This is a genomic window from Paenibacillus sabinae T27, assembly GCF_000612505.1.
Classification (GTDB): Bacteria; Bacillota; Bacilli; order Paenibacillales; family Paenibacillaceae; genus Paenibacillus_AQ; species Paenibacillus_AQ sabinae.
Genome location: NZ_CP004078.1, coordinates 4,116,613 through 4,140,045 on the forward strand (window position 1 = coordinate 4,116,613; position 23,433 = coordinate 4,140,045).

20 protein-coding genes are annotated in these 23,433 nt (G+C 52.5%); 11 read left to right on the forward strand and 9 right to left on the reverse strand.

The annotated features are described in order from the left end of the window. Positions 1-122: 122 nt before the first annotated feature. Positions 123-1,256 carry a CgeB family protein gene (locus PSAB_RS18920; protein WP_025336155.1) on the reverse strand — a complete coding sequence of 378 codons (1,134 nt, stop codon included), beginning with the start codon at positions 1,254-1,256 and terminating at the stop codon, positions 123-125. A gap of 23 nt (positions 1,257-1,279) precedes the next feature. Continuing rightward, positions 1,280-2,377: a CgeB family protein gene (locus PSAB_RS18925; protein ID WP_025336156.1), complete on the reverse strand. Its 1,098-nt coding sequence runs from the start codon at positions 2,375-2,377 to the stop codon at positions 1,280-1,282. A gap of 259 nt (positions 2,378-2,636) precedes the next feature. Here PSAB_RS18925 and PSAB_RS18930 point away from each other — a divergent pair, with 259 nt between their 5' ends. From PSAB_RS18930 to PSAB_RS18955, 6 genes are all read left to right on the forward strand, one after another. Next, positions 2,637-3,392, forward strand: coding sequence for an AAA family ATPase (locus PSAB_RS18930; RefSeq protein WP_025336157.1), 756 nt, complete (start codon positions 2,637-2,639; stop codon positions 3,390-3,392). Positions 3,393-4,002: 610 nt separating this feature from the next. After that, entirely contained in the window at positions 4,003-5,001 is a 999-nt protein-coding gene (locus tag PSAB_RS18935; protein ID WP_144240541.1) for a hypothetical protein, read from the forward strand. A gap of 26 nt (positions 5,002-5,027) precedes the next feature. Beyond that, positions 5,028-6,008, forward strand: coding sequence for a hypothetical protein (locus tag PSAB_RS18940; protein ID WP_025336159.1), 981 nt, complete (start codon positions 5,028-5,030; stop codon positions 6,006-6,008). Further along, positions 6,005-7,012: a glucose-1-phosphate thymidylyltransferase gene (locus PSAB_RS18945; protein ID WP_025336160.1), complete on the forward strand. Its 1,008-nt coding sequence runs from the start codon at positions 6,005-6,007 to the stop codon at positions 7,010-7,012. The genes PSAB_RS18940 and PSAB_RS18945 overlap by 4 nt, the downstream gene beginning before the upstream one ends. Next, entirely contained in the window at positions 7,009-7,572 is a 564-nt protein-coding gene (gene rfbC / locus PSAB_RS18950) for a dTDP-4-dehydrorhamnose 3,5-epimerase (RefSeq protein WP_025336161.1), read from the forward strand. Before PSAB_RS18945 ends, rfbC begins: the two co-directional genes overlap by 4 nt. Next, entirely contained in the window at positions 7,569-8,510 is a 942-nt protein-coding gene (locus PSAB_RS18955; RefSeq protein ID WP_025336162.1) for an NAD-dependent epimerase/dehydratase family protein, read from the forward strand. The genes rfbC and PSAB_RS18955 overlap by 4 nt, the downstream gene beginning before the upstream one ends. A gap of 726 nt (positions 8,511-9,236) precedes the next feature. Here PSAB_RS18955 and rfbG read toward each other — a convergent pair. Continuing rightward, positions 9,237-10,346, reverse strand: a complete 1,110-nt coding sequence (gene rfbG / locus PSAB_RS18960) for a CDP-glucose 4,6-dehydratase (RefSeq protein WP_051529793.1) — start codon at positions 10,344-10,346, stop codon at positions 9,237-9,239. Continuing rightward, entirely contained in the window at positions 10,313-11,083 is a 771-nt protein-coding gene (rfbF, locus tag PSAB_RS18965) for a glucose-1-phosphate cytidylyltransferase (protein ID WP_025336164.1), read from the reverse strand. Before rfbF ends, rfbG begins: the two co-directional genes overlap by 34 nt. A gap of 246 nt (positions 11,084-11,329) precedes the next feature. Between rfbF and PSAB_RS18970 the strand changes: the two genes are divergently transcribed. Next, positions 11,330-12,289: a glycosyltransferase gene (locus tag PSAB_RS18970; RefSeq protein ID WP_025336165.1), complete on the forward strand. Its 960-nt coding sequence runs from the start codon at positions 11,330-11,332 to the stop codon at positions 12,287-12,289. Between the two features lie 15 nt (positions 12,290-12,304). Next, entirely contained in the window at positions 12,305-14,107 is a 1,803-nt protein-coding gene (locus PSAB_RS18975; protein WP_025336166.1) for a glycosyltransferase, read from the forward strand. A gap of 92 nt (positions 14,108-14,199) precedes the next feature. On the opposite strand, the gene wsfD is transcribed toward PSAB_RS18975, so the two are convergent. Continuing rightward, positions 14,200-15,624, reverse strand: coding sequence for a glycan biosynthesis hexose transferase WsfD (gene wsfD, locus PSAB_RS18980; RefSeq protein WP_025336167.1), 1,425 nt, complete (start codon positions 15,622-15,624; stop codon positions 14,200-14,202). A gap of 52 nt (positions 15,625-15,676) precedes the next feature. Then, positions 15,677-17,575: an LTA synthase family protein gene (locus PSAB_RS18985; protein ID WP_025336168.1), complete on the reverse strand. Its 1,899-nt coding sequence runs from the start codon at positions 17,573-17,575 to the stop codon at positions 15,677-15,679. Between the two features lie 131 nt (positions 17,576-17,706). On the opposite strand from PSAB_RS18985, the gene PSAB_RS18990 reads away from it, so the two are divergent. After that, complete coding sequence (locus PSAB_RS18990; protein ID WP_025336169.1) at positions 17,707-18,849, forward strand: glycerate kinase family protein; 1,143 nt, start codon at positions 17,707-17,709, stop codon at positions 18,847-18,849. 27 nt (positions 18,850-18,876) lie between these two features. Continuing rightward, positions 18,877-19,569 (forward strand): NAD-dependent epimerase/dehydratase family protein, encoded by a 693-nt coding sequence (locus tag PSAB_RS18995; protein ID WP_025336170.1) that lies wholly within the window; start codon positions 18,877-18,879, stop codon positions 19,567-19,569. Between the two features lie 79 nt (positions 19,570-19,648). Here the strand turns inward: PSAB_RS18995 and PSAB_RS19000 are convergent, their stop codons facing one another. Together PSAB_RS19000 and PSAB_RS19005 are read right to left on the reverse strand one after the other, a co-directional pair. Beyond that, positions 19,649-20,806, reverse strand: coding sequence for a hypothetical protein (locus tag PSAB_RS19000; protein WP_025336171.1), 1,158 nt, complete (start codon positions 20,804-20,806; stop codon positions 19,649-19,651). After that, on the reverse strand, positions 20,806-21,378 hold the full coding sequence (locus PSAB_RS19005; RefSeq protein ID WP_025336172.1) for an RNA polymerase sigma factor: 573 nt from the start codon (positions 21,376-21,378) through the stop codon (positions 20,806-20,808). Before PSAB_RS19005 ends, PSAB_RS19000 begins: the two co-directional genes overlap by 1 nt. Positions 21,379-21,528: 150 nt before the next feature. Between PSAB_RS19005 and PSAB_RS19010 the strand changes: the two genes are divergently transcribed. Further along, positions 21,529-22,071: a DUF1003 domain-containing protein gene (locus PSAB_RS19010; RefSeq protein ID WP_025336173.1), complete on the forward strand. Its 543-nt coding sequence runs from the start codon at positions 21,529-21,531 to the stop codon at positions 22,069-22,071. Between the two features lie 41 nt (positions 22,072-22,112). On the opposite strand, the gene fabF is transcribed toward PSAB_RS19010, so the two are convergent. Continuing rightward, on the reverse strand, positions 22,113-23,351 hold the full coding sequence (gene fabF / locus PSAB_RS19015; protein WP_025336174.1) for a beta-ketoacyl-ACP synthase II: 1,239 nt from the start codon (positions 23,349-23,351) through the stop codon (positions 22,113-22,115). Positions 23,352-23,433 lie beyond the last annotated feature (82 nt).

Here is a 23,433-nt window from a genome sequence, read left to right on the forward strand (position 1 = left end):
CATGATCCGGAGTCTTCTGCCTGTTTTGCCATTGGCTTATCGTATGAAAGGAGCGGAGGAAGCGGACGTGACAGCTGCCCGCGGCAGGAGCACAAATTGGCACACGTAAGCCGGGCGGAGATTCATCCGAATATCGTGGTTAACAGCTGATTGACCCGCTTCGGATACGTATGCTCCCGGAGTGTCCGCTCCAGCCCTTTAAGCGCAATGGCTTGACGTTCCTCCTCATGCGACAGGTAATAACGGATTTTGTCGATCATCTCCTGCTGAGAGCCGAACGTTACAATCTCTTCTCCAGGCTTGTAGAAGGATGCCAAATCATCCCGGATGTCGCTCAGCTGCAGGGTACCGCTGGCGGCAATTTCGAAGGTTCGCGGATTCGGCGAAGCGGCCGAAATCGCCAGCGTGTTGTTGTTGGCGATATCATCTTTATGGGAACGGTGCAGATTGATCACGATTTTGGAACCGCTGTAGGCGGTCGCCGTCTCCTGCGGGGACATCCATTTGCCGATCTCGATCCGGTTGCCGTAAAGCGGAGCCTCCGGAAGCCGATCCCACCAGATACCGTTAATCACTGTATTGAACTCCATCAGCTGCGGCATAATTTCCCGGAAGAAATGGACCCGATTCCAATACGCGGAGCCGATGAAGCTTACTTCGCGAGTGACCGGCGATCTCGAAAGGGTGGGGCGGTAATGCGGACGATAAGCCGCAAAAGGCAGATAATGAACCTCTTTACAGCCAAGCTGCCGGTAATATTCGATGCAATTTCGTTCCAGCGTGAATACATAATCATAGTGGTTCACGAGGCCCAGCGTGAAATCGGTATAATAGGGATCATCCGTCAGCCAGATCGCCGTACGAATGCCCATTCCCCGAATCCGGTCGATTTGTTCCAGCGGCAGATCCATTCCGTCCAGCACAAGTACCAAGTCCGGCTTGTTCCCACCGGCCAGTTCCAACAAGTTCTGATGTACGTCGGTTACCGTTACAGCCGCCGTGAGGCTTTGCAGCGACGACAGGACGGCTTCGTCCAGCGGGGAATAAGGGTATCCTTTGCCGGAAGCGACGTACATGACATGAATATTGCGAACGGGCAGCGGCTCTTCGGGCCGGCCGTCCAGAATGGCCAGACGCCCGCGGAAATAGCCTTCTTCATAGCCGTTCTTAAAACCGTTCAGCCTCCCCTGCAGCTTCGATTGCTCAGCCGTCGTGAGGGGAAGCGGCGGGACCGGAAGAATGAAATCTTTGCTCATCGTTCACTCGCTCCTTTTACAAATTAAGTTCTCGTCCGCGCCTTGTCGATCACATCAAGCAGCCTTGGCAGCCGGGCCGCAAAGGTATGGTTCTGAAGTGTCGTGCGCAGAGCCCGCAAGGCGAATTTCTGCCGGGCTTTTTCGTGGTTCAGATAGTATTCAATTTTGGATTCCAGCTCCTCGGGCGAGCCAAAAGTCTCCAGGTCATAACCCGGCCGGTAATGCTTCTCCAGATCGTCCCTTACATCTGTAATCTGCATTGCGCCGCAAGCGCTGATCTCATAGGTGCGCGGGTTGATCGATCTTCCGGCAATTTGATACGAATTACGGTTATCCTGTCCCCCTTCCCAGGGACGGTGAATATTGATGACAAGCTTGGCGCCGCTGTAATAATTCGCCGTTTCTCCCGGAGGAATAAAGCCTTTGTGGATGAACGGGGACAGTGTGTCAAATGTCTTCAGCCGCTCCCAGAATCCGCCGACGATAAGCGTCCGGTGCTGGATGAACATAGGGGCCAGACGGTCGAACAGCTCAGTCCGGTTAAAAAAAGCATTGCCGATAAAGACGATGTCATAGCGATACTCCGGCCCGGTACGCCGGGGGTTGAACATTCCGGGATTGACGCACAACGGCAAGTAATGCACCGATTCCGCTCCATGCGACCGGTAAAATTCAATGCATCCCAGTTCGTGGGTAAACACGTGATCGTAATGCCGGCAAAGAACAGCCGTATCCTTTGTAAAATAGGGGTCGTCGACAAACCAGATGGCTGTGATAATACCCCGCCTGCGGATTTCCGCGATCTGCTCCAAATGGTCATCCGGGAATACATGCAGTCCATTCATGACCAGCACCGCTTCAGGAGATTCCCTGGCGGCTGTCTCCAGCATGCTCTGCGCCGGGCATACGATCAGTTCGCTAACGAGACCGGTCAGCGCTTCCGTTACCCCGGCATCAATTGCATCGAATCCCTGCGGGACATACATCAGCCTCAAGGGACGCCGGGGACCGGCAGTAACCGGAATCAACCGTCTGACAGCTTCGCACAGACCAAGATGGTAGCCATGGCTGTAACCGTCACGGTAGCCCTGTTTATGCTCCTGCAATATTTTCGCTTTCACAGCCTCACCCTACCCAGTCGTAATCTGTTGACAGAATAGTTATATGCTTTGGAGATATCCGCCTTATAGACACCTGTCCGTAAAGGCAATAAATTGGCAGATGCCCTCTGGCAACCGTACAAGCTTGAGAGATGGACCTGGACTCGACTTGGAATTAAGGAAATACAGATGATAGAGTGGAAGAAACGACGCCAGAAAAAAACGACGCTATGGATTAAGTTCGGATCGAAGCATCCTTGCGTAGGGGAGGAATATAACAATGGAGAATGACAAGCTGTATTTACGCCATATGGAGCTACTGAGGAACAAGGTTCCGTCCTTCCGCTCCTATCCTTTTCATCTGCCGGTGATTCGGTCGCTGGAACGGCTCGAATTCAGGAATCCGGTCACTTTCCTGGTGGGAGAGAACGGCAGCGGCAAATCGACCCTGCTGGAGGGAATCGCCACCGCCTGGGGGTTTAATCCCGAAGGGGGAACGCTAAATTTTTCATTCAATACCCGCTCCTCACACTCTATCCTGTATGAATATCTCCGGATTGCCAGAGGGGTTAAACGGCCGAAAGACGGGTTCTTTTTACGTGCGGAAAGCTACTATAATGTGGCCTCTTACATCGACGAACTGGATGAGCAGCTCTCGCCCGGCCCAAGGATCAGAGATTCTTACGGGGGCAAATCGCTGCATGAGCAGTCGCATGGCGAATCCTTCTTCGCCGCTTTCATGCACCGGTTCGGCGGCCGAGGCCTGTACATCCTGGACGAGCCTGAAGCGGCGCTATCGCCTCTGCGGCAAATGTCGCTGCTGGTCCGCATGCATGAACTGGTATGCAGCGAATCCCAATTTGTCATCGCTACCCACTCACCGATCCTGATGTCCTATCCGGGGGCGGATATTTGGCTGCTGGAAGAGGAAGGGATCCGGAAGGTGGCCTTGGAGGAAACGGAGCATTACGCAGTGACCAAAGCGTTCATGAATGACCGCGAGGGAATGCTGCGCGAGCTGCTGGGAGAGGATTGAGGTGAATGCGAGGGTACCCTACAAGTAATGGAAATAGCTGCCGGACACCTGATGTTTTTGTGCTGGAAGCGGGCAGGTGGACGGTGCCAATCCAATGGAAGCGGGGCTAATGCAGAATACCTGAAATTGTGTATCTTTGGGTCGTGTAGGAACGCACGTTCAATCACATGCCTGCGAAAATACAGGTTTTTTCCGGACCACCCTCAGGTTCAGTCAGCACAGCCTCAAATACCTGTATAGCAGCAGGTTTTCTATGTGAATAAGCGTTTTGGGTTCAAAAATCCTGCAGATTAGCCGTTTTGAAAGACACTGCATCAATACATATAGATGTCCGGTCGCCTCAAATACTCTATTTCGAACCATTTCCGGTGGTAGAACAACAGAAGCCAGCCAAGTCTTATTTCTATTATAGAAAGACTTGCTGGCTTCATAGCTTTTCTTTGCAATTTGACTGCAGGGAGGATTTCTGTTGATGATGGCGCCCGAGGTTCCCCGATATATTAGTATTTAAACCTTTTATTTATTGGGAGTTCAAACAGGGAGACAGGCGCCGTTACGGTATACGTATGCAACCTATATACTGCAGTATTCGGATACCAGTATAAGGAGGATGACCATTTTGATTATCGGAACGGTTGTTAATGCATCCGGACTGCCGCATGCAAGACTTCTGGCAAATTCAGTCAAACGGCAGATGCCTTCCGCCAAAGTTTTAGTCTGTCTGGTAGAAGAGAAACCGGTGGAATCCTTGCCGGACGTTGACTGGATTTTTACGGCCAGAGAAATCTCCGCTTACCTGGGACTTTATGATTTTGACAGCTATATATTCAAATTTAACTCCCTCCAGTGCGGAACAGCGATGAAGGGGCGGCTGTTAACCTATCTTCTTGAAGCCTTTCCGGGTGAAGAGCATATTGTCTATCTTGATCCGGAGATGTATGTGTTTACGCCGCTAAACGAAATCGGACACATGCTCAGCTACTATGATGTTGCGTTAACCCCCCATCACCTCGAACCTTCGGACGCCTGGGATAGCTCCCGGGAAATCGGCACGCTGCAGGACGGCACCTTTCACAGCGGTCTTGTGGCCGTAAAGAACTCTGATGAAGGACGTCATTTTGCAAAATGGTGGATGAAGATCATTGCAGGCGATTTCAGCGGTCTGCCTGGCGGGATTTTTACGGATCAGCCTTATCTGAATTTCGTACCCGCTTTTTTCAATGCGGGCGTCCTGCGTCATCCGGGCTATAGTCTGGCATTCTGGAATCTGCATGAGAACGGCAGAAAGGTCTTTCGCTCCTGGGATGAATACTGTCTAACCAACCACACCCCTCTTCGCTGCGCGAACTTCAGCAACTTTTTGGGATTGCTGGATAGCCGCATAGACGCCTGTGTTCCCCATGACGGGGCCTTTAGACAGTTATGGAGCGATTATAAGCACAATCTCGAATGGCTCTATCTCCAGCATCCCCCCCTGTCTTGGTCCTATGACTACTTTTACAGCGGAGAGAAAATTGCCGATGAAACCAAATTACGCTACAGAGAAGCCAGAGTATACCGCTCATTTCAAGGAAATCCCTTCACTCTTTCAAACCACAGTGATTTCTAATTCGATTAATGATAAGGGGGCACTCCATGATTATTTGTTCAGTGACCTGTGCCGATAATCTGCATGAGGCAAAAGTGATGGCAAGAGCCGCCAAATATCATATGCCTTATGCCCGGGTTGTTATCTGCCTGATGGAACGGGAGATTCATCCGGCGGCACTTGACGTACCGTGGATTGACGATGTTATTCTTGCCAAGGATCTGGGAATTCCCAGGTTTGAAGGAAGTATCTTTAAATACAGTCTGCTTGAAGGAGTAACCTCCATCAAACCGGCGTTTCTCCGTCTATTGTTCGACCGGTACCCGGAGGAGATGAATGTCGTATTCATGGATACCGATATCATCGCCTATGCGCCTTACGATGATCTGCTGGCCGCTTTGGAGCACCATGAAATCCTGTTAACTCCCCACCGGATAGAGCCAAACGACGATCCTCTCGGCTATCTGCAGCATGGCGTATTCAATACTGGTTTTCTTGCTCTGCGAAGATCGGAGGAAGCGATGCGTTTTCTGGAATGGTGGGGACAGCGGCTGTACAGCTACTGCTATTACCACGCTCCTTTTTTTGTGGACCAGAAGTGGGTGGACCTGGCCCCAGCATTATTTAACGTCACGGTGTGGAAGCATCCGGGATATAATGTCGCCGCCTGGAATCTGCATGAGCGGTGCCGAAAGATTGTCCGGGAGGAGAATGGACGGTATTGGCTGGATAACAATGTTCCTTTCGTATGCTATCACTATTCCGGGTTGCACGGGATGCTGCAATATTGTATGAGCGAGTGGATTCCCGACCGTGGAAACCCGTTATACCGGCTGCTGCAGCTCTATTTGGAGGAGATGGATGTTATGGGCAAAGAGGAGCTCTCCAAGATTCCCTGGAGTTATGACTACTATCTGGACGGCACCCCAGTGACTGTCCAAGAAAGGAAAGCATACGGCAGTAATATCGAAGCTTTTGAATCTGGACGCGACCCCTTTGGCTCCCGCGAGGGAGACGGAGGAATATGAAAGGACTGATCGTCTGTGCCGGAAAAGGTACCCGCCTAAGACCGTTTACACTCACCAGGCCGAAAACGCTTCTTCCAGTCGCCAATAAACCGATTCTGTTCTATGCGATCGAAAAGCTGGCTAATGAAGGCATCCATGACATCGGTATCGTCATCCATCCGTCCCAGGAAGAAATGATTTGCGCCGCCGCGGGCAATGGAGAACGGTTCGGAGTATCCTTGACTTATCTGTACCAGCAAGAGCCCCGGGGCATTGCGGATGCAGTGGCTGCAGCCGAGAATTATATTGGGCAGGATGATTTCATCCTCCTTCTAGGCGACAATCTGATCAAAGAACCGCTTAAGACGCTGATTGACCAGCTGGAGGACTCGGCGGCGTGCATTCTGCTTACACAGGTGGAGAACCCGCAGCAGTACGGTGTTGCGGAAATCAAGGAAAACCGGATTATCGGACTCGAAGAGAAGCCGCGATTCCCCAAAAGCAATCTTGCGGTTGTCGGCAGCTACGCTTTTAAAGCCGGAATTTTTGATTATATTCGGGCCATAACTCCTTCTGACCGGGGAGAACTGGAGATAACGGACGCCATAGAGCGGTTGATCAACAGCGGAGAAAAGGTTGCCTATGCGATAACCTCCCTGCACTGCTCCGACGTAGGCACCGCAGACCGGTGGCTTGCGGCCAACCACTGGATGATGGATGAGCAGTACGGAGCGAACAACTGCATTTCTGCACAGTCCACTCTGGTCGATTGCACAGTTCACGCTCCGGTGGCCATCGGTTCCGGCAGCGTATTGAGGAACTGCACCATCGGCCCCTATGTATCGGTTATGTCCGGAGCCCATCTGGAGCAATGCCGTATTGAGCACAGCATTCTGCTGCGGGATGTCACAGTCAGGGGCACCGGAGAGACGGTCATTGCCGGCATTCTTGGTGATGAGGCGAGCATCAACGGCTCCTCCGCCAAAGGACCGATCACCCTGAAAACTGGAGGAGATCAAGGATGAAGATTATTCCAAGGAGTCTGGAAGGCGTGTTTGAAATCCGGCTATCCCCTCTAAGCGATCACCGGGGACAGTTTATGAGAATCTACGACGAATCCATTTTCGCCTCTTACGGCATCAATCGCCGCTGGATTCAGGAGAATCAGTCGGTGACAATCCACAAAGGGACGATCCGGGGACTGCATTTCCAATATTCCCCCAGTACGGAAGCCAAACTTGTTAGGGTGGCTGCCGGCGCCGTGCTTGATGTATTTGTAGATTTGCGTAAAGAGTCCCCGACCTTCGGAGAATGGGACAGCATCGAACTGTCCGAAGACAACCGGGCGATGATCTATATCCCCCGCGGCTTCGCCCACGGTTTCTGCACACTGTGCGATCACTGCGCCGTACAGTACAAAGTAGACTCGAAATTCTCTCCCGAAGAAGATAGCGGTATCCGCTGGAATGATCCGCTCCTCGCTGTGAAATGGCCGACGGACACTCCGATTCTCTCGGATAAAGACAAAAATCTGCCGACGCTGGATATGTTCCTTTCGCAAAATAAAAGGCTTGATTCGGTATGAGGTATATCGTAACCGGAGCGGGAGGCTTTATCGGAAGCTCTTTGTGTGACCAGCTTCGCCGGGAAGGCCATGAGGTGGTGCGGATCTTCCGCAGCCTTCCGGAGCAGACCGGCAATTCCGGGAAAGCCTATGAGGATATTGCTGCGGATGTGCTAACGGACGGCTTCGCCGGACTTCGCCTCGGCGGAGATGCCGTGATTCATTTGGCAGCCGCCAACGATATCGTTTCCAGGGATGGCCGGGAAGGCCTAAAGCTCTCTTTGATCGGGACCAAAAATGTGCTCGATTTTGCGGTGAACAACGGAATACCTCAAATGATTTTCTTTTCGACCATACAGGTGCTCGGATCGGAGCTGCAAGGGATGATTACGGAAGAGTCGGCCGTTCTGCCTGAGAACGATTATGCCGCCAATCATGCGGTGGCTGAACTGTATACGGAAATGTACGCAAGAAAGGGACTGCTGCGTGCAGTCAGCATCCGGCCGACGAATGTGTACGGCCACTTTTCCTCTCCGACGATCAACCGCTGGAGTCTGGTTCCGGCCTGCTTTTGCAGGGAAGCGTTCTTTAACAAGACCATTACCATCCGCTCTTCGGGGAGACAAAGAAGAAACTTTGTCAATGTAGAGAGTGTAGCCAAGGCGACAAGCGCCGTACTGGCGAACTTCCCTTCTTCCTATGACACGCTGAATATCGGCTCCCCGTTTCATTTGACTATTCTGGAAGCTGCAAAATGTGTAAAGCAGATTCATGATGAAATGTATCCCGATTCGGTTCAGCTGCTCGTACAAGGGGAGGAGCCGCGGCAGGAGAACCAGTTCGAAATAGCCCTTCGGAAATTGGAGGACCGGTACGGATTCAAAGAATACCTTGGGGCCGAGGATTTCCGCAAGGAGATCCGCCTCATCTTCCGCAGCCTGGAGCGCTCAGCTCAATGAGCGCTAGAGGGCGCGGCAGTCCCTTGCAAATTAAGAAGCCAGCAAGCCTTTCGGTTATTGAAAGACTTGGCTGGCTTCTGTTTTTTTCACCTGTTAAGTTTATTCCTCTATAGAATCAGGTTGGAAACCAGGGCAATCGCTTCAGCATCAAGGTTCGAGGACAGGTGGGTTGTGGTTTTAGATCAGCTTTATGAACAAAACAGCTAAAGTGCAGCCTTTTTCGGTCAAAAACGTCGATTCTCAGGCAGTACCAGCGATTGTACATGAATTTAAGGCTGTGCAGACTGAATTTATGACTGGGCGGGGAAAAAAGTGTATTTTGGCAGGTACGTTATTGAACGGCTATTCTCATATGATCAAAAGATGCACAATTTCAGGTATTCTCCAGTATCCCGCTCCCTAGTGCGGCCCCGTCCGCCTACCAAATCCCAACATAAGAAAAACTCCTATCGGAGCCTCTCGAAGATGTTGCCGAATCCCTCTTTAGCGGTTGTTTTTCTTGCAATATCAGGAAGTCTGGTCTTTGAAGTTTATACTTTCTGATATTATAAGAAAAACGCCTGACGTCGTCTTTTCAAGAGCTTAAGCTTCCGAAGTAGCGATACGAGTATCGCTTTTAGGTACGTTTCTCGTAAAAATATAGTCTTATATTTCAAAAAAAAGGCATCCCATCCGCCATTTCTATGGCATACGGGACACCCCCCCCTTAGCCAAACCTCTCCTAAATCAGCCGCCAGCCTGCTCAAATTCTCCAATCTGTGCGCGGCAAAACTCAAGCATGTCTTCCCCATTCAAGTAAGCTTTATACCAGGCGGCGGTCTGAGCCAGGGCTGTATCCAGATTCCATCTGGGACTCCAGCCCAGCCGGGCCTTTGCCTTAGAGCAGTCAAGCTTCAATGCAGCGGCTTCATGCAGCTTATCATCTGGCACCACTTCATAGGCAGCTCCCTCTCCCCATAAACGGCAAAAACGGCTGACTACCGATTCAACGCTCTGCGCATCCTGCTCCTCCGGCCCGAAGTTCCAGCCTTCCGCAACCCGCACTCCTTCTTCGTACAGCCGCTGAGCCAGCAGCAGGTAACCGCCAAGCGGCTCCAGTACATGCTGCCAGGGGCGTACCGAACGCGGACTTCGAATGACCAGGGGAGCTTGATCGCCGAAGGCCCGGAAGCTGTCGGGGATCAGCCGTTCGCTGGCCCAGTCTCCTCCACCGATCACATTGCCGGCTCTTGCCGATGCGATGGCCACACCGTGCTTCTCAAACCGGCGGGGGTTAAAGAAGGAATCCCGGTACGAAGCGGTGACGAGCTCGGAGCAGGCTTTGCTGTTGGAATAAGGATCAAAGCCGCCAAGCCTGTCATTTTCCCGGTATCCCCAGAACCATTCCTTGTTGCTGTAGCATTTGTCCGTCGTAACGTTAACGACCGCCTTAATCCGGCCTCCTTGGGAATTGTTCTGGCGCACCGCTTCGAGTACGTGCACGGTTCCCAGCACATTAACCGCATACGTATCCACCGGCCGCAGATAGGATTCCCTGACAAGCGGCTGCGCGGCGAGATGAAATACAATATCCGGATCGGCATCCTGCATCGCCTTCTGCAGGCGGTCGGCATCCCGGATATCCCCCGTGATTGAGGTCAGAAGCCGGCCGGCATTAGAGCACTCGTACAGGCTGGGCTTGGTCGGAGGCGCCTCGGAATAGCCGGTAACCTCCGCTCCAAGCCGGTGCAGCCAAATGGACAGCCACGAACCTTTAAACCCGGTATGTCCGGTAAGGAACACCTTTTTGCCTTTCCAAAAGTTTATTTTTTCCACGGAGCATTCCCCGATTTCCATAATTGATCCAAATAATTCTTGTCCCGCAAAGTATCCATCGGATGCCAAAAGCCTTCGAATTTATACCCCATCAAGTGGCCTTCTCCGGAAAGTCTTTCGAGCGGCTCCTGCTCAAAGACCGTCTGATCTCCTTCAATATATTGAAACACTTGCGGTTCCAACACGAAAAAGCCGGCGTTAATCCAAGAGTTATCCCCTTTGGGCTTCTCCTGAAAGGCCTCGACCTGCTGCTGCTCACTAAGCTTCATCGATCCGAACCGTCCCGGAGGCTGGGTTACGGTTACTGTAGCCATTTTGCCGTGGCTGCGGTGATATGCCAGCAGATCGCTCAGATCAATCGAGGAAAGTCCGTCGCCGTAAGTCATCATAAACGTCTCCTCGCCTATGAACTCGGCAATCCTTTTCAATCGCCCTCCTGTCAGCGTTTCAAGTCCCGTATCCACCAGAGTGACCTTCCAGGGCTCCGCCTTCCGCTGATGGATTAACATTTCATTGTGATTCGTGTAATCGAACGTGACGTCGGAGTTATAGAGATAATAATTGGAGAAATAATCTTTGATTACATTGCCTTTATAGCCCAGACATATGACAAAGTCGTTAAATCCATAGTGGGAATACAATTTCATGATGTGCCACAAAATCGGCTTCTCTCCAATTTCGATCATCGGCTTCGGCTTCAGATGCGATTCTTCGCTGATACGCGTACCGTAGCCGCCTGCCAGAATTACTGCTTTCACCCGGAACATCCCCCTTCAGGATTCTCGTCAGATTCTAGAGTTTACCAGCCACTTCTCCTCCTCTTACAATAGATTCCTGCGGAAGGACTATAGTCATGGACAATTGCACCGGGCAATCCGCATATTTTGACCCAGGTTGGGCAGAAGGATGCTTAAGGTTATAGGCAGACTCCGTATGCAGCGGCGAAATGGAAATCATATGATGTCTTAGTCCATACACAACGCTAAAGTACAGGAGGGTTCTCCATGAGAATTCTGCAAGTCGCGCCAAATCATGAAACAGTCCCTCCCCATAGGGATGGCGGAACCGAACGCGTCATCTATGAGCTTTCCAAAGGGTTAGCCGACAAGGGGCATGAGGTTATTCTCTTTGCTCCATCTGAAAGTCATATACCGGGAACAGTCATTCCCTATCCATTTTGGGGAGATGATTCCATCGGATCTTATGTCATGGAAAATCTTCCGCCAAACATTGACATCATCCATGACCATACCTTTGATTCTGCGATCAGCCGTGTTGGGGTGAATGCTCCGTTGGTGCATACCATTCATCTGCCGGTCTTCAACTCGGTTCATTTTCCAATATATGTAAGCAAAAGCGCCAGAGAAACGATAGGTGGCGGATACGGATTTGATGTTCACAACGGCATTGTTCCTGAAGAATTTGAGTTCAGCTATGAAAAAGAAGATTATCTTCTCTTTATGGGCAGAGTGGTCCGGGAAAAAGGCATACTCGAAGCGATGAACCTTGCGGAAATGACCGGACAGCGGCTGATTATCGCGGGACCGCTCCACGATGAAGAGCTGTTTTACAGTGAGATTTCTCCACGGTTGAAACGAAATTCCCTGCTCCAGTTTGTCGGCCCGGTCGGCGGGAGAATCCGCCAGGATTTGTTAAAGAACGCCAAATGTCTTCTTTTTCCCATCCAGTGGGCGGAACCGTTCGGGCTTGTACTGGTTGAAGCGATGGCCTGCGGAACTCCTGTACTTGCTCTGGCGAAGGGTGCCGTTCCCGAAATACTGGGGCCGTTCCCCGAAATGATGTGTGACTCCGTCAAAGAAATGGCAGAAAAACTATATTATTATCAAGCCCCTTATCGCCCCGATCAATTAAGATACCATGTCGAAGAACAATTTTCGGTATCCCAAATGGTTGAAGGCTATCTTGCACTGTATCAATTAGCCATTTCCGAGTACGGGGGATAATAGGAGGGATTATTCATGTATGAAGGAAGCACCTTGCAGTTTGACGGCAACAGCTGGATTAAGTTTCAGCGAACCTGTGAGATCAGCAATAACTTTACTTATGAATTTTGGGTAAAGGCGGAAGAGGAACAAATTCTGGACGAAGAACGGAATACAGGGACGGACGGGCTAAGCGGAAGAAAATTTTTGGTGGGGCCGGATTTCCACCCGGTAGGCGCTGCGGGCTGCGGAATCTCGGTGGGTACGAACGGAATTTCAGTGTTCGAGCATTGCGTCAATCATCTTCCCGCAAGGCTCGTCTTCGCGCATGATTTCTCGGAATGGCAGCATGTCGCCATCGTCTGTGACAACAAGAGGCTGCGGCTGTATATTAACGGAATCGGGGTAAAGGGAGAACGTCTGTCTACCAATGTTGAACGGATTTTCCCCTCTCTCTGCCTCGGAGGACATATGTATGGCACTTTCAAAGGTCAGGTCCGCGAATTTCGCCTATGGTCGGCGGTCCGGAGCGTGGAAGAGATTCGGGCTTACATGTATTCTAAGCTGGAGGGAGAAGAGGACGGCCTCTATTTCTACCGTGATCCAAGCAGAAGTATTGCGGTTATCGGGGGGATCAAAAGAACTTATGCAGCGAGCGTGGTTATGCCCTCCTATAACCGCTGCCCTTTGAACTATTTTTCCCTGCTGAGTCTGGAGCGGCAGCAATTCCCGCTTCAGCAGCTGGAGGTTATCTTTCTGGATGACGGCTCTACCGATCCTACGCCTGTCGTTTACTATTCGGTGTATCCGGATTACACATTCATTTATGTGCAGCAGCTGAAGAGCAGAGGAAGATCCAGGATCCGGAACATCGGCACAAGCATTGCCGTAGGGCATACCCTGCTCTTTGTGGATGCCGAGATGATATGCGGACCGGATTTTATCATGAACCATGTGGGCTACCATCAAAGCGGAGAAAACAAGGTTGTATCCGGGGCCATGCGTTCAAGACTCCTGTATACGATGACCGGTCCCGGCTACTCTGACGGACAGAAGGCGGCAATAAGCTCATTGTATTCCGGTCACCCGATCGCTGAGCCAATCGTTGAGAGGCTGATGCAGGGAGACGAGACGCCGGTACAACTGCTCCCCTTCGAAATGATGTTTGATCCCGAGCATCTTAAACGGTGGAGCAACCAGAACGGATTCTTCGAGAACATCCTGCAAACCTATGGCAGCAGATTTAAACTGTTTCACTACGCTTGGGTGAATCTGATCACGAATAATGTCTCAATGACCAAACGTTTCTATGATGAGCTTGGCGGATTCGAGGAAAATTTCGAGGGATTCGGCTGGGAGGACTGGGAGCTCGGTTACCGTGCCGCCCGAAAGGGAGCGATATTTATCCATGATGACTCTCTGGTTAACTACCACCAAGAGCATCCGGTTTCTTCAAATAACCATATCGATGCCCGCTGGAATTTCATTAAAATTTGTGAAAAGTATCCTCAGGAGATGGAGATCAAATTATTCGTTCTCACCATGGTGCCTGACTTTGCGACCCTGCCTGGCCTCAACGATTATTTGTCGGATTACAACAATATCCGGGCGATATACAAGAACCGGTTCAAGTCCTTGCATCATTACCTGAACCAGACGCTGGACCTTATGATCTCAAGCCTCCGGTCCAATAACTCAGTCGCGCTGCCCCTTGCCCGTCCGGCATCCTGGTATGAAGAAGAGAAAGCGGTCAACGAAGATATCACCGCGGTCAAAGAGATGGGCGTATTTCCAAAGCTGGTAGAGCTGTATGAGCGAGTATCCAAATACTATTATTGATTCGATGCTTTTGCATGGTGCATATGAAATGTCGTTGAAAAAGCCGTGATGGGATTTAGCCGTCACGGCTTTAAGAGCTGAACGCATCAATACTAATTTACACGGCCAGTAATCCATCCAGTCAGCTTGCTTGCCGCCCAGACAACCATCGTGACGGCCATCATATCGAAGCAGACATTAAACAGAAACAGATGCTTGCCGATGTCCGCGCGTCCGTCGCCGAGGATCGGAACCAGGAAGGCGAATATCCCGATGAGCCCGGGCAGTATCATCAGCTCGCAAGCCACGCGGCGACGCCGGTCCGCGCTGCGCAGATATTCATACAGCGCCCCGGCATAGTAAACGGCGTAGAAGATGGCCAGAAAGACAAGATTATGCGGCAGCACATTATTTTTAAACTGGCTCCATGCACTGTAGGTATAGGCGAGAGCGCCCGGCGGCTTATTGTCCGCTTTCTCGAAATTCCCGAGGTACGAGGGGCGAATCGCCATACTATTCTCTGCGGCGTAACTCATGTTGTTCAGCAGACGCGCGGGATGCTTCAGATAGAACAGCAGCACATCCTTGTGGGAGATCCGGCTGTAAAAATCGGGAACGAGCGACGGGTCATCCTGTTTGATCGCTGTGCCGCTCTCGAAATAGTTCGTGCCCGCCAGCACCTCCAATCTTTCAGGCAGCCCCAGCTCCTTAAGGTCCCCTTTAACATCCGGCGAACCGTTCAGAATACCGTAAAATACCGTCTGATACAGATTGATATGCTTCAAATCCTTGGGCGCGGCGGCGTACATAATGACGGAAATAAGAAAGATGGCAGCCGAGAAACGGATCGCCGCTTTGCGGAAGCCCGCAGTCCCTTGAAGCGACGCCAGCCGCAGGAAGATCAGGGCGAAGGCGACGCCGATGGGCGCGTTCTGGATTTTGGAGCAGGTGAGGAAGAAGATAGCGGCAAAAAAGAGCCACAAATCCTTGACCGAAGGCGTCTCCCTGGAAAGAAGCCTCAGCCCGAGGGCAAAGGCCAGCAGCATAAATACGAGCGAGACCGGCTCGCCGAACAGCGAATTGAAGTACGCGAGATAGCCGATATCGTAAAAGACGAACAGCAGCGCTCCCGCCAGCAGCAGTCCCGTTACATAGGAGCCGCGGGCGTTATATTTAACCAGAAGCCAGGTCGCCGCGAGCAGCAAAAACCCGTACACCGCAGCCAGCATCCGGATGTCAAACCAGCTTCCGTGCAGCACACCGCCCAGCAGTCTTGGCACCAGCACGATAAAAATCTGCGAAGATGGATAGAACCCCCGGAACAGATGATCATACGCAAACCGGGAATGGCTGTAGCTGAAAAAGCGGTCCTGAAAAGCCTCCGTTGCGTTGTAATAATTCAGGCCGATCGTGTTCATCATGCGCAGAAAGTCGCCGTTGTCGGCCACTCCGATGAACGGCCCGAGGAACAGCAGGCCGAGCAGCAGGCCAAGGCCCGCCGCCGCCCCGAGTACATGCGGTTTAAACCATCTTCTCATTGTCTTTTTTCTCTCCCAGCTTCTTCATCGTTCTGCCGACGTACCGTGACCGCTAACGTCTCGGCAGCAGCTTCACATATTCGTCCGACAGGCTCATCCATTGCAAAATATACTTGTAATCCCGCTCATACTTGGCAAAATCGGCGATCCTTTGCAGCGTCTTCAGCGAGACGGCCTCGCCGTCCTGAAAGCTTTTGCCCGGAACGAACAGAATATCGTCGTTGAAAAAAGACCCCGAAGGCAGATAGTATCTCATTCCCGCCACATTATGCTGTATGTTCAGCAGATCGTGTCCAAACGGCGTGACCCCTTCGTTTTTCAGCGATATCCCCAGCAGATTGGCCAGGGTCGGCATGATGTCCAACTGTCCGCCCGTCCGTTCAATGGTCTTCCCCCGCTCCGAGCCGGGCATGTGAATAATAAGCGGAATATTGAACCTGCTGATCCGGTTGTCGTATTTGATACCCAGCGCGCCCTCCACCTGCTCCGGCGGAACGTCCTGCGGCTGAAGGCCGAAATGGTCCCCGTAAAAGACCAGCACCGTGCTGTCCCACAGCCCGCTTTGCTTCAGCTCGTCAATCAAGGTACCGATAGCATAGTCTGTATAGTTAATCGCAGTCAGATAATCGCTGAGCATGGTGCCTTGGAGATTGTCCGGTACACTAATTTTTTTGAACGAATCGGGAATTTGAAAAGGGTGATGGCTGGAGGCCGTCACGAACTGGGCGTAAAAAGGCGTCCCCTTCCTCTTCAGCTCAGCCAGCTTCTGCACGCCCGTAAGGTACAACTGCTCATCCGAAGCGCCAAAGGCGTTAAAATGGTCGTTTTTATAGTAAGGCTTGTCATAATAACCGCTGAATCCGAGCGCCGCGTACAGCTCCTTGCGGTTCCAGAAGCCCACTTTGTTCACGTGAAACGTATAGGATTCATACCCTTTCTTCTCCAGTACGCGCGGCAGGCTTGGCAGCGTCCGGTCCCCGAAACCCGTGGACATGGCCAGCGAGCCGATCGGATAGATCGACGTATTGCTCATAAATTCGGCATCCGAGGTGTTGCCCGGACCAATCTGCTGAAAGATGCGAGGAAAATAAAACCCTTCGTCTGCCAGCTTGTTCAGATTCGGCGTCAGCTCCTGCCCGTTCAGCGACTGATGCAGCGGGAAGTTCTGAAAAGCTTCCATCTGCACGACGATGACATTCTTGCCTTTCATGGAACCGAAAAATTTCGCGGACGGCGTGCCGGAAGGCGTTCCTCCATAGTGATAGGAGGACTCCAGCGCCTCCGCCTTCGCGATTGTATCCCTGATGTTGCCAATGCCGTGCAATTCATTGTTCCGGCGCTCCCGAATTGCGGCTACGACCTCGTAGTTCAGGAAGCCCGCGTTTTCCGCCTGCACCAGCTCGTTCGTAATCCCCGAAGCGGCATGAATCGAATAGGCGGACAGCGAAGCGCCCCCGATGATGGAGACGAACAGCACGGCCAGAAAGGCGCCCCGATGCTTCGGAGGCGAGGATGCCGAGCGCATGTCCCTCGGAGCCGGCTTCCAACGGCGGAACAAGCGGTATATCGCATATCCAGCAAAGTCCGCAAAGAACAAATAATCGGCAGGCTGAATCGTCGACTCCACGCTGTCCCTGATCTGGAACACCTGATTCAGCTCATATAGAGCCAGATAAGTCGGGACCGAGCCGAAATGATTGAAATAGACGCTTGCGGCGAACAGCAGCAGCGACAGCAAGCCATTGAATATCCAGAATACGGCGTTCTTCGCCCTGGAAGGCACGGCAACAGCCAGAATTCCCATCATCAGCAGTACCGGCGCGGCATCCGCCAGCACCCACTCCCAGGCGATCCGGTCGAAGAACAGCAGCCGCAGCAGAAGCAGCTTCAACACGAGCAGCGCGGACACGGTATAGAATCCGACGGCGGCTCCTTTATTTTTTTCGTTCATGCTTACCCCTCTTATTTGTAAAATTCATGTAATACCCATTATAGTCAAAATAGAGCGAACCTCAAAGGCGATCGTGCAGCGCTGCTATATTTATGTATTTCCGTTTTATCAATTAACCATGGGGTGAGAAGATGAGAGAGAAGACATTTGTGCTGGCGCCGGATTCCTTTAAAGAGAGCATGACGGCAAAAGAAGTCTGCGTTGCTATGGAAAAAGGGCTGCGAAAGGTCTACCCGTCGGCTAATTATATTCACGTTCCGATGGCGGATGGCGGCGAAGGGACGGTGCAGTCGCTGGTCGATGCCTCGGGCGGACAAATCCATTACAAGGAAGTAACGGGACCGCTCGGGCAGCCGGTGACAGCCAAGTACGGCATTCTGGGCGACGGAAAGACCGCGGCAATCGAGATGGCTTCCGCAAGCGGAATTCATCTGGTGACTCCGGAAACGAAGAACCCTTTGAATACGACAACCTATGGAACGGGCGAGTTGATTCGCGAATGTCTGGACCAGGGAATCCGGAAAATGATCATCGGCATCGGGGGAAGCGCGACGAATGACGGCGGCACAGGCATGGCCGAAGCGCTCGGAGCCAAATTTCTGGACGAGGATGGAAAACCTCTGCCCCGGGGAGGAGGACATCTGGACCGGCTGGCCCGTATTGACATTTCCTCGCTCGATGAACGGCTTCGCCATGCAGAGCTGATTGTGGCATGCGACGTTACAAACCCGCTGTGCGGGGAACATGGCGCCTCTTCTGTGTTTGGCCCGCAAAAAGGGGCCACACCCGAGATGGTGCGCAGGCTGGACGCCAACCTCGCCCATTATGCAGAGGTCGTGAAACGGCAGCTTGAGAAAGATGTGCGGGATATACCGGGAGCCGGCGCGGCCGGCGGTTTAGGTGCGGGTCTCCTGATCTTTACACAGGCGGTACTCCGTAAGGGCATCGGAATTGTCGTTGAATATACCGGCTTGAAGGAGAAGCTGGCGGATGCGGACTTTGTGTTTACCGGGGAAGGCGGCATCGATTTTCAGACCAAATTCGGCAAAACCCCTTATGGGGTAGCCCGGGCCGCCAAGGAACACGGCAAAAAAGTGATTGCCGTCGCCGGGTATATCGGAGAGGGAATTGACACGCTGTATGCAGAGGGCATTGATGCGGTATTCGGCATTGTTCCAGGCGCATCAGGCCTTGAGAAGCTTCTGGCGGAAGGGCCTCGCAATGTGGAACGAACCTGCGAGAATATCGCGAGGGTACTGAAGCTAAACGAATAACAGAACCGTCAAAGGAGCGGAATACTTATGGAAAATAGAAAAGCGCCTGCCGTTACCCCAATCAAAGTGATCCTTACCGGCGCTACGGGCATGGTCGGTGAAGGCGTCCTGCATGAATGCCTGCTGCATCCTGATGTGGAGGAGGTGCTGGCGGTCAACCGCAGACCTTGCGGCGTGTCCCATCCCAAGCTGAAGGAAATCATCCATGCCGATTGGTTCGACCTTACGCCCATCCGGGACCGGCTTGCGGGCTATGACGCCTGTTTCTTTTGCCTGGGCGTGTCTTCTGTAGGAAAGAGTGAGGCGGAATACACGCGGCTGACCTACGACTTGACGCTGCATGCGGCCGAGCTGCTTGCAGGACTAAATCCGCAAATGGTGTTTTGCTACGTTTCGGGGGAGGGCACGGACAGCACCGAACAAGGCCGAAGCATGTGGGCCCGGGTGAAGGGCAGGACCGAGAACCGGCTGCTGCGCCTGCCCTTCAAGTCGGCGTACATGTACCGCCCGGGCTATATTCACCCGACCAAAGGGTTGCGGAATACCCACCGATACTATTACGCTTTGAGCTGGCTGTACCCGGCGCTGCGGGTTCTCTTCCCAGGCCATGTCATTACGCTGAAGGAACTGGGGCAGGCGATGATCCGGTCCGCCGTCCACGGCGCGGACCGTTCCATCCTGCACAGCCGGGACATTGCGGCTTTGGCAAAGCGGCGGTGAGCGGGCGGCATAGCATAAAGGTCTGCCTTAATGTGATGTGCGCAGACTGCCGCAAACACCTATGAACAGCCGTGAAAAATTATTTTAGAACATCAATTAAAAAATTCCATATCTTTCCCGAGACGTTGTAGGAGATCTTGATATCCGGAACTCCCGGCTTGGTGAATGTGGCGATACCGGGAGCTTTCGGATTTTTCTTGAATTGATAATCCTCGAGCCCAAGATGCAGGTCGTATGCTGAAGTCAGCGTTTCCAGCTCTGACCGCAGCTTCTGCTCACTGACAGCGAGCAGTTGTTTGTCCCGCTGGGCCTGCACCGAAGCGGAGTCCGACTTCCCGTCGAACAGAGCAGGATCGCTCACCCCATAGACAACCCGGACCATGTTGTCCAACGTAACGGATGCCCCCCCGCTGAAACGCAGCGTCAGCACCCCCCCTTTTTCTTTAACCACGAGGTAGGCTCCGATCGGAGAAGAATTTCCCCTGTTTTTGTTCAAGATCTTTAACGTCTTGATTCCCGCTTCCACCATACCAGGGTCTAGGGTTCCGACGTCTATTTCGCAACTAAATACCGCAATCTCTCCGTTAATAAGGCCGACTGTCGCATCTTCTGCTGATAATGTGGTTTGAATAGCCACCGACTTGTCTCGGGCGGCATCATAATCGATATGACGGGAAGCGGAATAAGCAAAGTTACCTTTATACCCCAAACTCGCCATCACTGCTCTGGCTCCATCACTTAATTTCTCATCGACCTCCCCGGGTTTTAGTGAGCTGTTCACCTGCGCCCGTACCATTGCCCCCGTTTCCGTACTGATCCATATTTTGGCGGTATTGTATCCGCTGCGATACGAATAGAGTATCTGTTTCTTTTTCAACTGGTGGTCTGCGTATTCCAACGGAAAAGAGATTCCCACCATATCCAGCATCGCCTTATCGGCCGTACTCCTCATTTTCGCTTCATTAACAACTCCCGCAGTAGTTGAACTAACATTATCCTTTCCCCGGTAACCGGATAGAGGACCATCCGCTGCCGCCCACCCCAGTCCGGCGATGGTCAGCGCAATGCAAACGGCAACGGCTGTTTTCGTATAACGGGTACCCTGGCGTTTCCGGGCCGATCGGTGCTGACCCTCACGGATGGTGCGAATCACATTCTCTGCATGGGCCGCCGTAAATCCGCGCTTTTCAAAGGGCCCTGTTTCCGCCCGCTCATACCAATTCGGCTTGTTGTCCATTATTCCATCTCCTTCAGCTTGGATTGAACTTTGCGGCGAGCGCGGTACAGCCTTGATTTGACGGTTCCGGGCGACCAGCCCGTAAGTTCTGCGATTTCTTTTGCCGACATCCCGTACTTCAAATCGAGCACAAGCGCTTCACGGAAGCCAGCGGGCAGCTTCATAATGACATCCCAGATTTCATTGACATGCATGCTGCTGAAATACTGCATTTCTGCCGAAGCCGCAACTACCATGCCTCCGCCTGCGTTCACCCCGATCTTTTCCGTCCGATCCGGCAGCGCAGTGAAATCTCCCCACAGACTTGCTTTGAAAAATCGGGACTTTCGGTAGGAGAACACCGCATTGCGCGCAATGGAGAACAGCCAGGTTTGAAAAGAAGACCCTCCCCGGTACGTCCCGATGCGGTAATAGCATTTCACAAACACTTCCTGCGCCAGCCCGTCCGCCAGCTCGATGCTTGACGTCAGATAATAAATATAATTCCAGACGTCGTCGCCGAACCGCTCCATCACAGCCCTAAGCGTATCTTCGTCCATATGGTCTGCATCTTTCAGTTCATCAAAGTTCAATGCGTTCACCTCACTGGATTAGACGATGACGAGAGCGGAACGGTTCCCGTTACCAGAAAAATAAAAGCGCAGCCCTATTCATATCCTATACAATTGGAAAAGGGTGGGGTAAGATAATGGCATTCTTTTTTCACCTAAGGAGGACAATCAATGGCGCAAGAGAAAGCAAAAATGGTCCCGCCCGAGGACGTGACCATTAATGGATTCGGCATTGAACTGAACGACAAACATAAAGGGCGCATTGACCAATATGTGGAGCTTTATGAAAAACGCATCGTCGCCCATCTGGATGAGGAATACAGCAAGCAGACGGGTCCCGGCGGAAAATTGGCCGACCGTATCGCCTCTTTCGGCGGAAGCTGGACGTTCATCATTTATTTCACTTGCTTTTTGGCGCTGTGGATTATTTGGAACTTGCTCAGCTTCACCCGGCATTTTGATTCGCCGCCGTTTATTCTGCTGAATCTATGCTTGTCCTTTCTGTCCGCGTTCCAGGCTCCGGTGATCATGATGAGCCAGAACCGGCAGGCCGCGCGGGACAAACATGAGGCGATTATTGACTTTGCGATCAACTACAAGGCGGAGCAGGAGATCGACGACATGCAGAGCCATCTGCACCGGATTGAAACGGAGCTTCAGGAACTGAAGGCCCTTCTCATGAACCAGCAGGGGAAAAGTAAAGAGTTGGAGTAAGCAAAAGATCCTCGCCGTACGATTACCCGAAGGGTAAACTCTCATTCCGGATATTTCCGAATTACAATCACTGCGTTATGCCCTCCGAAGCCGAAGGAATTGGACATGCCGATCTCAAGATTCCTTACTCTGGCCTCATTGGGCACATAGTCTAAATCACAGTCCGGATCGGGGTTCTCCAGATTGATCGTCGGCGGAATGACGTTGTTCATAAGGCTCTTGACCAAGGCGATCGCTTCCGCTCCCCCGGCAGCGCCGAGCATATGCCCCGTCATCGATTTGTTGGCCGTAACCGGAATGCGGTATGCGTCATCCCCAAACAGGGCTTTGATCGCCTTCGTTTCGGAGAGGTCCCCCACTTCCGTGCTGGTCGCATGCGCGCTGATTACGTCGATGTCGCCAGGCGACAGACCGGCCGCTTGCAGCGCCAGCTTCATCGCTTGATAAGCGCCTCTTCCTTCCGGATGAGTCGCCACCATATGATAGGCGTCGGAGCTGGCGCCGTAGCCGATCACCTCCGCGTAAATCCGCGCGTTCCGGCGCTGCGCATGGGCGAGCGATTCGATCACGAGTATGCCCGCGCCCTCTCCGATGACGAATCCGTCTCGCTCCGCGTCAAACGGGCGGCTGGCCCGCCGGATATCGTCATTGCGGACGGATATAGCATGCGCGTTGCCAAAGCTGGCGAGCGAGATTTCGTTGATCGCCGCTTCCGCTCCCCCGGCCAGAATTACGTCGGCCTCGCCGAACCGGATCGCCCGAAAGGCTTCGCCGATGGCCGTATTGCCGATGGAGCAAGCCGTAACAGGCGATAACGCCGGCCCTAAGGCGCCATACCGGATACTGATCGAGGCTGCCGCCATATTGGAAATCATCATCGGGACTAAGGTCGGGCTCACCCGGTCCGGCCCCCGCTCCAGCAGCACTCGATGTTGATCCAGCAGCGACCCGATCCCGCCGATTCCCGAGCCTACGTATACGCCCAACCGTTCCAGGTCCATCCCCTCCGGCCTAAGCCCCGAATCGGCCATGGCCTGATCGGCGGCGGCAATCGCAAATTGGGTGAACCGGTCCATACGCCGCGCTTCTTTGCGTCCGAATAAAGCTTCCGCGTCAAAATTCCGCACAACCCCGCCAAATTTGGTCTTGTAGGCGGACGTATCAAAGGCATCGATTTCGGATATGCCGGATTGTCCGTCCCTCAGTTTTTCCCAGAATTCCTCTACAGTATTTCCAAGAGGCGAAATGACGCCCATCCCGGTAATGACAACTCTTTCCATACGGAATCCCCCTTCATAAATCTTCCACAATCTAAATCCACCGTTATCATGTCACGAATTTTATCCTATTACAAGTTGCTGT

Coding starts and splice junctions, on each gene's coding strand:
- PSAB_RS18920 (WP_025336155.1), bottom strand. CDS start 1,256: ATGAGCAAAGATTTCATTCTTCCGGTCCCGCCGCTTCCCCTCACGACG.
- PSAB_RS18930 (WP_025336157.1), top strand. CDS start 2,637: ATGGAGAATGACAAGCTGTATTTACGCCATATGGAGCTACTGAGGAAC.
- PSAB_RS18935 (WP_144240541.1), top strand. CDS start 4,003: ATGACCATTTTGATTATCGGAACGGTTGTTAATGCATCCGGACTGCCG.
- PSAB_RS18940 (WP_025336159.1), top strand. CDS start 5,028: ATGATTATTTGTTCAGTGACCTGTGCCGATAATCTGCATGAGGCAAAA.
- PSAB_RS18945 (WP_025336160.1), top strand. CDS start 6,005: ATGAAAGGACTGATCGTCTGTGCCGGAAAAGGTACCCGCCTAAGACCG.
- rfbC (WP_025336161.1), top strand. CDS start 7,009: ATGAAGATTATTCCAAGGAGTCTGGAAGGCGTGTTTGAAATCCGGCTA.
- PSAB_RS18955 (WP_025336162.1), top strand. CDS start 7,569: ATGAGGTATATCGTAACCGGAGCGGGAGGCTTTATCGGAAGCTCTTTG.
- rfbG (WP_051529793.1), bottom strand. CDS start 10,346: ATGGAAATCGGGGAATGCTCCGTGGAAAAAATAAACTTTTGGAAAGGC.
- PSAB_RS18970 (WP_025336165.1), top strand. CDS start 11,330: ATGAGAATTCTGCAAGTCGCGCCAAATCATGAAACAGTCCCTCCCCAT.
- PSAB_RS18975 (WP_025336166.1), top strand. CDS start 12,305: ATGTATGAAGGAAGCACCTTGCAGTTTGACGGCAACAGCTGGATTAAG.
- wsfD (WP_025336167.1), bottom strand. CDS start 15,624: ATGAGAAGATGGTTTAAACCGCATGTACTCGGGGCGGCGGCGGGCCTT.
- PSAB_RS18985 (WP_025336168.1), bottom strand. CDS start 17,575: ATGAACGAAAAAAATAAAGGAGCCGCCGTCGGATTCTATACCGTGTCC.
- PSAB_RS18990 (WP_025336169.1), top strand. CDS start 17,707: ATGAGAGAGAAGACATTTGTGCTGGCGCCGGATTCCTTTAAAGAGAGC.
- PSAB_RS18995 (WP_025336170.1), top strand. CDS start 18,877: ATGGAAAATAGAAAAGCGCCTGCCGTTACCCCAATCAAAGTGATCCTT.
- PSAB_RS19000 (WP_025336171.1), bottom strand. CDS start 20,806: ATGGACAACAAGCCGAATTGGTATGAGCGGGCGGAAACAGGGCCCTTT.
- PSAB_RS19010 (WP_025336173.1), top strand. CDS start 21,529: ATGGCGCAAGAGAAAGCAAAAATGGTCCCGCCCGAGGACGTGACCATT.
- fabF (WP_025336174.1), bottom strand. CDS start 23,351: ATGGAAAGAGTTGTCATTACCGGGATGGGCGTCATTTCGCCTCTTGGA.